This window comes from Streptomyces ureilyticus (assembly GCF_011045025.1).
GTDB lineage: Bacteria > Actinomycetota > Actinomycetes > Streptomycetales > Streptomycetaceae > Streptomyces > Streptomyces ureilyticus.
The window spans coordinates 29,757-39,344 of sequence record NZ_JAAKZX010000081.1 but is presented as its reverse complement, the minus strand read 5'-3'; the positions used below and the strand labels follow the sequence as shown (position 1 = coordinate 39,344).

Below are 9,588 nucleotides of genomic sequence, written 5' to 3'. Positions count from 1 at the left end.
CCACCACGCAGAGCAAGCGGCGCAGCCGCTGACCACCGCCCACCTCACCCGGAGAACAGCACCATGCGCCAGATCGACCTCCACGCCGAGATCGCCCGACTGCGGCAACTCGGCAGCGACTTCGAGGACTTGCACGGCGAGATCCGCTCCCTCACCCTCACTCCAGGCAGCGACGCCCGGCAGCAGCTCACGTCGAAGATCCTGGCCACACACGCGCGGGTCCAACAGGCCATGGAACGCCTCGCCGCCCTCGACGGCAGCCAGTACACCGCCATATCCGGCAGCCTCCCAGCCCTGGAGGCGCTCTCCTCCATCGTCTCCGCCGCGAGTTTCGCCGCCTCCGACCTGGCCTGCGCGGTGGACGCCAACCCGCTGGAGGGCGCCCCGTTCCCCGGCCCGCCGGTCGATGCAGCAGCCGTGCGCAGGGTACGGCACGCGGAGGCGGTCCCCGCCATGGCGGAGCACCTCGCGGACGCCGCTCACCAGCTCGACCTGGCCAGCACCGGCTGCTACTACCTCGCCAGCGGCATCACCGGGGACCTGCAGCAGCACGCCGATCAGCACCAGGCCACCGCGACGCAGAAGATCACCACGCCCCCCACCCGAGCAGCGGCCGTGACGCCTCCCGCGACGAAGCAGTCCTCAGGACGCACGCGATGACCGACAGCACCCCAGACGACCCGCCGTCTCGTTCCACGCGGCACAGCGACACCCAGCCCTCCGGCCCTGCCGGACCGCCGTTCTCCACGTCCGAACTGTCGGCCATCGTGCGTCGTCTGACCTGGCAACAGCGCGCCGCCCTGCGGGTTCTGGCACGGACGCCCAGCCGGGTCCGACAGCGGAGCAACAGCTCGCACCATGTGGACACCCAGACCTCGTCACACATCGCGATCACCACGTGGCACGCGCTGGAACGCAAGGGCCTGGCCTACCGCGATCACACGGCCCACCCCGCATCCCTCATGGGGCAGCGCCTGGCACTGACCCGCAAGGGGCTGGCCGTCCTCAACCACATCTCCCCCGTCACGTACCCGTCCACGACGACCCAGCTCCGGCCACCCGCCCCGCCGCCGCATTTCACCTCACACCCCAGCCCCCGACAGGCCCAGGCACCCCACGCTCGCCGCCGCTGACCGACCGCGCGCCTCGCGACCGCTTCTCGGCATCCGCCCGCCCCACCCGCAGGGCCAGCCGCAGTACAGCCGAACATCGCCGGCGCCGTCCGGACACCGCACGCCTGCCGCCCTGCTGATCCCCCTCCGGAGTCCCTCTGTGCCCAACCCGCCTTCTGCCACCGAAGTGTTGTCGGTCCCCGCCGCGGACGGCACTCGCCTGTCCGTCTACCGCGACACCCCGGTGCGCCCGCGTCCCGGCGGCGCGACGGTCGTGCTGGTGCACGGCGCGTCGGTCACCGCGGACCTGTGGCGCCTCCACGCCCGGCACCTGACCGGCCTGGGTTTGACCGTCGTGCGCTACGACCAGCGCGCGCACGGCCACACCCCGCGCGGCCAGGCACCGCTGACCATCCGGCAGCTCGCCGACGACCTGCACCAGATCCTGTGCGCCGTCGCCCCCACCGGACCGCTCGTGCTCACCGGCCATTCCCTGGGCGCCCTCGTCCTGCAGGAACTCGCCGCCCAGCACCCCCAACTCCTGCCCCGCATCCGGGGCATGGTGCTGCTGTCGGCCACCGCACACGGGGCAAGCGTGCTGCCCGGCCGCGGCCCGCGCGCCCTGCTGCTGGCCGCCGGACGCAGCCTGTTCGCCCTGACCTGCACCCACGCGCCCCAGGCCGTGGACCGGGTGCGACGCCTGCTGCCCGACACCCACCGCTACACCCTCACACCCCGCCCCAGCACCAGGCCGGACCACGGACCGTCGCCGTGCCGCCACGGCGTACGCCACACCCCCACCGCCGCTCTCGCCGACCTGTGGCAGTGCCTGCGCCGCTACCAGCCGGGCGACGCGACCGCGCTCAACCAGTTCGGCGGGCGGCTGCTGCTGATGGCCGGCGCGGACGACCGGCACATCCCCGCCGCCCGCACCAGGCAGCTGGCCGAGCGCCTGACCGCCGCCCGCCGCCCGCCTGGAGATCCTCCCCCGCGCCACGCACGCGCTGCCCGTCCGCCACCCCGCGCTCATCAGCGCCCGCATCGCCCACCTCGCCGCCGGGCCGGACCCCTACCCTCCTCACCCCCAGGACCGATCATTTCCGAACTCCCTGCTTTCCGGGCAATTTCACTAGGCGCGGGTATCCAGTCCAGCGCCATGCTCGCCCTCTCCGCACCGGCATGCTCCCGAAGGTCGACTACGCAATTTTCGCCGACACGGGCTGGGAACCGAGAGCCGTTTACTCCCATCTCGACCGGCTGGAGCGAGAAATAGCCAGACCCGCAGGCATACCCGTTCTCCGCGTATCGTCCGGACACATACGCAAGGACGCCCTGGACCCCGACCACAGGTTTGCGTCGATGCCGCTCTATGTCCTGAACAAGGACGGAAAGCCGGGGATGACAAGGCGGCAATGCACCGGGGAATACAAAATTAAGCCGATCAAGAAAAAGGTCCGCGAACTCCTCGGCTATCCCTACCCGGCACGCATCCCCAGGGGCGTCTTCGTCGAGCAGTGGGTCGGCATCTCCACCGACGAATTCCACCGGGCCAAGGACGCCGACGTCAAGTACATGCGCAACCGGCACCCGCTCATCACAGATATGGGCTGGTCGCGGTCCGACTGCATCCGCTATCTGACGTCGCTCGGCCTGGCCGACACCCCGAAATCTAGCTGCCTCGGGTGCCCGTTTCACGGAAACGCCCAGTGGCGCAATATCCGCGACAACTCCCCACAGGAATGGGAGGACGTGGTGGAGTTCGACGCGGCCATCCGCAAGGGAAACGCTCGCGCCAACGCCACCGGCAACCCCCTGCTCGGCGAGGCGTTTCTCCACCGCTCCCGCGTACCCCTCAGCGAAGCCCCGATCGATCACGTCACCGCGGCCGAATGGGCGGCGATGCAGCAGGAACTCACCGACAGCGGACCGGACCTTCAGGAGTTGGAGCAGGGCGTCGTCGACAGCTGCTCCCCGTGGGCCTGCCGCGGTGACGTCGCGCCGGTGCAGGACGACTTCGGACTGGCCACTTGACCATCCTGGACCTGTTCGCAGGACCGGGGGGATGGAGCCACGCACTTGACGTCCTCGGCGTACGGGACGTGGGCTTGGAATGGGACGCGTGGGCCTGCAAAACCCGTGCGGCGGCAGGGCAGTTGACCATTCGCACCGACGTGGCCATGTATCCCGTCCGGCCGTTTCTCGGACGGACTGGCGGACTGATCGCGAGCCCGCCCTGCCAGGCATGGTCGATGGCCGGCAAGCGCCTGGGCCTGGTGGACCAGCCCCTGGTCCACCAGGCGGTCGCCGACCTCGCCACCGGCCGCGACACCCGCGCACAGCTGCTGGCCGCCTGCCGTGACGAGCGTTCCCTGCTGGCGGCCGAGCCGATGCGCTACCTGCATGCCCTCAACACGGTCGGCCAGCCGGAGTGGGTGGCCATGGAGGAAGTCCCCGACGTGCTGCCGCTGTGGCGCCAGTACGCGGCCATCCTGCGCACCTGGGGATTCTCGGTGTGGGCGGGCATCCTGAACGCGGCTGATTACGGGGTTCCGCAGACCCGCAGGCGGGCGATCCTGCTCGCCTCCCGCACCCGCACCGCCGAACCGCCCACGCCCACCCACGCCAAGACCGCCGAACCGGAGAGCCTGTTCGGGCCGGGCCGCAAGCGGTGGGTGTCCATGGCCGAGGCCCTCGGCTGGGGCGCCACCGACCGCCCCGTGCCGACCGTGTGCGCCGGCGGCGGCCCCGGAGGCGGGCCCGAGCCGTTCCCGTCCGGCTCACGCAAGACCCTCGCCGACGCCCGCGACCGCGGCACCTGGACACCACGGCCCGGCTCGGGGGTCGTCCTGCAATCCCGCCGTGAAGGTGCTGGCCGGGCACAGCGGCACGGGACCCGGGAGAACCGCTCGGCAGTCGCCCCGGCACCGGCCTTGACCGCCGAGGAGCACCGCTGGTCCTGGTCGCTGCGCAGCAACAACCAGGCGAACGCCACGGTCCGCGGCCTGGACGAGCCCGCCGGCACCTTGTTCTTCGGCCACCGTGCCAACGAATGCACCTGGGTTGCCGAACCCGCGCACGACCCGGACGGCAACGTCCCGGCGCCGGATCCCATCCGGATCACCGCTCAGGAGGCCGGCGTCCTGCAGTCCTTCCCCGCCGGCTACCCGTGGCAGGGCAACAAGGGCCAGCAGTTCTCCCAGATCGGCAATGCCGTGCCGCCCCGGCTCGCCGCGCACCTGCTGGCCCCGCACCTCGGCAAGACCCTCACCCCCGACGACTTCACCCTGGCCGCCTGATGCCCCACCCCACCGACCCGCACGAGGACGACGACCTGGACGACCTGCCGCTACAGCGGCCCGTGCACTACGCCGAGCAGGCCCTGCTCGGCGCGCTCCTCCTCCACCCGCACCGGCTGGCCGAGATCGGCGCCCTGGACGCGGAGCACTTCAGCAACCACACCCACGGCGCCCTCTTCGCCTCCATGCGCACCGTGCCGGCACCGGATCCGGACCAGCACCTGAAGGACACAGCCTGGCTGAACACGGTCCTGGATGCCGCGCGCCCCGAGGCTCCCGGGCTGACCGCGTCCTACCTCCACACCCTGATCCAGGTCTGCCCCTGGCCCCAGCACGCGGCGGCGTACGCGCGGATGATCCGCGCCGACCACGCCCGCCGGACGCTGGGCGCCCACGCCGAACGGCTGGCCCTGGCCACCACCGACGCCACGCTGCCGAACCCGGCCGCCACCACCCTCACCCAGGCCGACGCCCTCGCCCGGTTCCTGGAGGACCTCGCCGGACAGTTCGCCCCGCACCCCGGCTCCCTGCCCCGCACGCCGCTGCCACCCGAGCCCCCGCGGGACACCGGTGAGGAAGCCCTGGACGAGGAACGGTTCCTCCTCGCGAGCGCGACGGCGCACCCCGCCGAGCTGACGCAGATGCGCTGGCTGCTGCCCGAGGACTTCGCCCTGCCCCTGCACGGCGCCCTCTGGCAGTGCCTGACCACCCTCGCCCACCGCGGCGGCCCGGTCGACCCGGTCACGGTGCTGTGGGAGGCCCAGCACCGCGGCCTCCTGAACGCCAATACCGCGCCCACCGACCTGATGGCCCTGGTCTCCACCCCCGTCGGCCCGCCGGAGTACTGGGGCGAGAAGGTCGTCCAGCGTGCCCTGCTCGCCCGCGCCCACGCCGTCGCCACCCGGATCACCACCTACACCGACGACCCGGCCAACACCCCCCACCAGCTGATCACCGGCAGCCGCCGCGCCCTGGCCGACTTCCACGTGCTGCGCACCCGGTGGAAGTACGCCGGCGCGCCGGCACCGACGACCAGACCCGCACGGACCAGGGCCCCGGCGCCACCGCGGGCCGGCCCGCCACGCACAACGGCTCCGCCCGCCTCGCGCATCTCCCGCTGACCGATCCCGACCGCCCGTGGCCGGGCCCTCCGGTCCCGTACACAGGCCGAATCGAGCGATACCCCTTTGACGATCCCCGCCATCGACGCACACGTCCGTCTCGACACCCACCCCGCCCACTCCAGTGCCGTGACCGCCACCCTCACCGGCACGCGACACCGCACCGCCCACGCGCTTCTGGCGGCCCGCGGATTCGAAGCCGTCGACGAGCACACGCTGGTCCTGGCCCGCATCGACCACGAGGAGCCCTACTGGGCAAAGAAGGCCGCCCAGGCGCTGACCGGCGAAGGCATCACCACCGAGATCACGCCCCGGCTCCGCGAAGCCATCGACGAGGAATGGACCTGGGCCAACTACCCCATGCCCTGGTGCACCCGCGCGGAAATCCGGGAGGTCTCCAACGCAGCCCAGCAGATCCATGACGACATCCGCCACGGCCGCCTCGTCATCCACGCCCACGCCGACGACAGCGGAACCACCGTCGCGGTCGGCACCTACCGCGACAGCGCCAGGAGCGTGTACCTCCACGGCGAGAACCACCTGCGGCAGATCGCCGACACCTTCGACTCACCCGCCCGGGCCCTCACCGCCTTCGAACGCCTCCATGGCGACACCATGCGCCCCGGCCCCGCACCCCTGACCGACACCGAACGCCAGACCGCCGAAGCCCGCACCACGCTCGGCGTACCGGCCGCCGCAAGGCCCGAACAGCCGGTCCAGCGAACGGAAACGGTTCCCGCCTACGCCGCCGACCCCGGCGACCACGACGCCCTCCTCGACCACTTCCTTGGCGCCCACGGTGACTGGGAGAAGTGGCGCACCTGGTCCGACAACACCACCCACGCCGTCCACGAATCACAGACCCTGCGGGTCGAACGCGTCCACGAGGCCCATCCCCGCGAGACCGCCTGGACCATAGCCGCCTACGAGAGCCCCGTCAGCGAACGCATGTGGCACATGACCCTCACACCCACCGTCCCCGCCCCCGTCGTCAAATCCCTCCTCGACGCCCTCGGCACCGGTGACGCATGGGAGACCGCACTCGGCAGCCCAATCACCGACAAGCAGATCACCGAGGCCACCCAGCCGCTCACCGCCGCCGGCTGGAGATCTGCCGTAGACGGACACTCGCTGCGCTGGAACACCCAACAAGGAGATGTCGGCGTCCAGTTCGACACCTTCGCCGCCCACAACCCCCACAGCCCCCTCCACACCTGGACCCTCTGGGCCGGCCCCGACATCAACAGCCCCACCTGGGCCATCCACGCCTCCGCCTACACCCCCGCCGGTCTTCTCGCCGATCTCGCGGAGGAACTCGCGCACGGCACCGGGACCCGGCGCAGCAGCCCTCCCCACTCCGCCCAGCGCACCAGCCGCGTCACCGCCACGCCCCCGCCTGCGGTACCACCGAGCGCTTTGATTGCAGGCCGTCGACGCTGACCGGCGGTCAAGCAAGCACTGAGCCAGCCCATGACGGACCACCCCAGCCGCAGAACCCGCGGCCGCATTGCCATCCATCACCCATCGACACGGCTTGCCCTTCACCGTCACAGACTTCTTGGAAGCACACAATGACCTGCAACATCACCAGCGATGACCAGGCCGCTCTCCTCCGGAGCAGAGCCCCCGAACACCCGCAAAGCCGCCGCCTACGGGCGACCGAAACACCGCGGCTCCAGCCGGACGCGGACCAGGAGGACACCGCCAGATGACGGTCGCCTTCGTCCTCCAAGGCGGAGCCAGCCTCGCAGCAGTGCAGGTCGGAATGCTGCGCGCACTAACCGAAACAGGCATCCGACCCGACCTCGTCGTGGGCTCCTCGGCCGGAGCGCTCAACGCCGTCGCCTTCGCGCAGGACCCGACGTCAAACGGGCTCGACCAGCTTCGCCAGTTGTGGATCCGCGCCCGGCGCGGCGATGTGTTCCCCCTGTGCCCGCTCTCCCTCACCGCCGGGCTCACCGGGTTCCGCGACAGCCTCACCGAGCCGGACCGGCTGCGCGCCCTCATTGAAAGCGGCCTGCGGATCCACGACCTGCAAGACACCACGATCCCCACACACGTTGTCGCCACCGACACCCACACCGGGTCGCCCGCGGTGCTCTCCGAGGGGCCAGCCGTGGACGCTCTGCTGGCCAGCGCCTCCATTCCCGGAATCCTGCCCCCAGTTGAACGCAACGGACAGCTGCTGGTCGACGGAAGCCTCTCGGCCGACATCCCGATCCTGCAGGCCGAGGCACTCGGCGCCACCACGACCTACGTACTGCCCTCGCTCCTGACGCCCACGCCGCACCCCCGTGCCGCCGGAGCACTGCCGATCCTGATCCGCACCGTCGCCATGCTGCTCGGCCGGACCTCAGCCAGCGATCTCGCCGCCGCACGGGGAAAGGTCCACGTAGTACCGACCCCCCAGGTACGGCGCGGGCTCAACCCCCTGGACTTCCGCCACGCAGCGGAACAGATCCGCCTCGGCCACGACACGACCCGGAACTGGCTGGCAGACCACACGGCAAGCCCCGGCCCACAGAGGCTGAACGACGTACCCCGACTGCCAACCAGGAACCCCGTTCGTGGGACAAACCGTGGTTGCGTTGTGACCCCTCGTAGAGTTGACGAGGACTGGACATGAGCGCGGGCACTCCGACGGGCCTCACAGCGAGAGCGAAGCGCGGGCGGGGAGGGAGAGGAACTTGACCTGCCCCGGCGGCCCGGGAGCGACTAGGCTTGCTCGGCACCCGCGGATCTCGACCGGTCGGCGTACGGGCATGTGTGAGGAGTGCTGAGCAGCGAATGACGGGGACGCCCGAGCGGATCGGCCGGTACACCGTGGCCAAGGAACTGGGCTCGGGCGGCATGGGAGAGGTGTACCTCGCCTACACCCCGGGGGGTCAGCCGGTGGCGGTGAAGCTAATCCGGAGCGACAAGCTGGACCCCGTCACGCGCGCCCGCTTCGAGAAGGAAGCGTTGATAGCGCGCACTGTGGTCGGCACCAACAGGGTGGCGCGGTTCCTGGAGGCCGACCCGTTCGCGGACCGGCCCTGGCTGGCCATGGAGTACGTGGCCGGACGCACTTTGCTGGCCTGCGTGGACCAGGACGGTGTGCTCCCCTTGCCGCTGGTCGCCAGTCTCGGCGCATTGCTCGCCGAGGGGCTGAGCGCCGTGCACGCCGCGGAGCTGCTCCACCGGGACCTGAAGCCCCAGAACGTCATCATGGGCACAGAAGGCCCCATCATCATCGACTTCGGGCTCGGGGCGTTCATGGACGCCGCGAAGGAGTCCTTGTCCCACAGCGGGATGATCATTGGGACGGTGCGCTGCATGCCGCCGGAGCAGGCGAGCGGGCATCCGAAGGTGACTCCGGCGGCGGACGTGTACGCGCTGGGCACGGTTCTGCTGTACGCGGCGGCTCGCCACTACCCGTACGACGGTGCGGCGTGGGAGGCCGTCGCCGTGCAGGTCGCGAATCCTGATATCGGCCCGGATCTGAGTGGTGTACCCGAGGGGCTCAAGCCGCTGATCGCGTCCATGCTCGCCCACGTCCCCGAGGACCGGCCGACGCTGGACGACGTTTCCAGGGCGTGCACGAAGTTGCTGAAGGCCGCCGGAGCAGCGCCGGCTGATGCACGGCTCGCGCTGATCGAGCATACGACCGCGGGCGGTACTCCGGATGCGGCCCAGGAGCTGTTGTCCGCGTCGTTCGAGAAGCTGCTTGAGGACCAGGCCAAGATCACTGACGACGCGGGGCTGGACTCGCCGCTCGACAGTCCGCGAGAAGCTACTGAGGCCGAGGAGCCGGAACCGCAGGAGGCGGAGCAGGACGAGCCGCAGCCCGGCTCCGGTGAGAAGGCCGTGAAGCCCAAGGCGGAGCCGAAGGCACGGCCCAAGGCCGTAAAACCGCCGGCATCGAAGCGGGTCGCGGATGAGCTGCGGGCGGAGTACGCGGCGGATACCGCGCTTTGATGGCCAAGCTGTCAGTGCCTGGTGGGAAGCTGGGCGGACGGGCGTATGGGGTGGGCTTGGACGCTGTCCTTACGTTGGGTGAATGGTGAGCGGTGCGGGGCG

At 71.0% G+C, this 9,588-nt stretch carries 6 protein-coding genes and 3 pseudogenes; all 9 read left to right on the top strand.

Going from position 1 to position 9,588, the window contains the following annotated elements; genetic code table 11:
• Positions 1 to 660: pseudogene (locus G6048_RS24175) on the top strand (hypothetical protein); the annotation flags it as partial.
• On the top strand, positions 657 to 1,133 hold the full coding sequence (locus tag G6048_RS24170) for a hypothetical protein (RefSeq protein WP_165341691.1): 477 nt from the start codon (positions 657 to 659) through the stop codon (positions 1,131 to 1,133). The pseudogene G6048_RS24175 and the gene G6048_RS24170, both read left to right, overlap by 4 nt.
• Before the next feature lie 139 nt (positions 1,134 to 1,272).
• Positions 1,273 to 2,013, top strand: a pseudogene (locus G6048_RS24165) (alpha/beta hydrolase); the annotation flags it as partial.
• 255 nt (positions 2,014 to 2,268) lie between these two features.
• Positions 2,269 to 3,143: pseudogene (locus G6048_RS24160) on the top strand (hypothetical protein).
• Positions 3,140 to 4,408 carry a DNA cytosine methyltransferase gene (locus G6048_RS24155; protein WP_165341690.1) on the top strand — a complete coding sequence of 423 codons (1,269 nt, stop codon included), beginning with the start codon at positions 3,140 to 3,142 and terminating at the stop codon, positions 4,406 to 4,408. Before G6048_RS24160 ends, G6048_RS24155 begins: the two are co-directional and overlap by 4 nt.
• A complete protein-coding gene (locus G6048_RS24150) occupies positions 4,408 to 5,529 on the top strand; it encodes a DnaB-like helicase N-terminal domain-containing protein (RefSeq protein WP_165341689.1) in 1,122 nt (373 codons plus the stop codon). Before G6048_RS24155 ends, G6048_RS24150 begins: the two co-directional genes overlap by 1 nt.
• Before the next feature lie 66 nt (positions 5,530 to 5,595).
• Positions 5,596 to 6,969, top strand: coding sequence for a DUF317 domain-containing protein (locus tag G6048_RS24145; RefSeq protein ID WP_165341688.1), 1,374 nt, complete (start codon positions 5,596 to 5,598; stop codon positions 6,967 to 6,969).
• Positions 6,970 to 7,237: 268 nt separating this feature from the next.
• Positions 7,238 to 8,155 carry a patatin-like phospholipase family protein gene (locus G6048_RS24140; RefSeq protein ID WP_165341687.1) on the top strand — a complete coding sequence of 306 codons (918 nt, stop codon included), beginning with the start codon at positions 7,238 to 7,240 and terminating at the stop codon, positions 8,153 to 8,155.
• Between the two features lie 161 nt (positions 8,156 to 8,316).
• Positions 8,317 to 9,486: a serine/threonine-protein kinase gene (locus G6048_RS24135; RefSeq protein WP_165341686.1), complete on the top strand. Its 1,170-nt coding sequence runs from the start codon at positions 8,317 to 8,319 to the stop codon at positions 9,484 to 9,486.
• The last annotated feature ends 102 nt before the right edge of the window (positions 9,487 to 9,588 follow it).

Excerpts from the sequence above, each read along its gene's own strand:
- G6048_RS24170 (WP_165341691.1), top strand. The coding sequence starts at position 657 with ATGACCGACAGCACCCCAGACGACCCGCCGTCTCGTTCCACGCGGCAC.
- G6048_RS24150 (WP_165341689.1), top strand. The coding sequence starts at position 4,408 with ATGCCCCACCCCACCGACCCGCACGAGGACGACGACCTGGACGACCTG.
- G6048_RS24140 (WP_165341687.1), top strand. The coding sequence starts at position 7,238 with ATGACGGTCGCCTTCGTCCTCCAAGGCGGAGCCAGCCTCGCAGCAGTG.
- G6048_RS24135 (WP_165341686.1), top strand. The coding sequence starts at position 8,317 with ATGACGGGGACGCCCGAGCGGATCGGCCGGTACACCGTGGCCAAGGAA.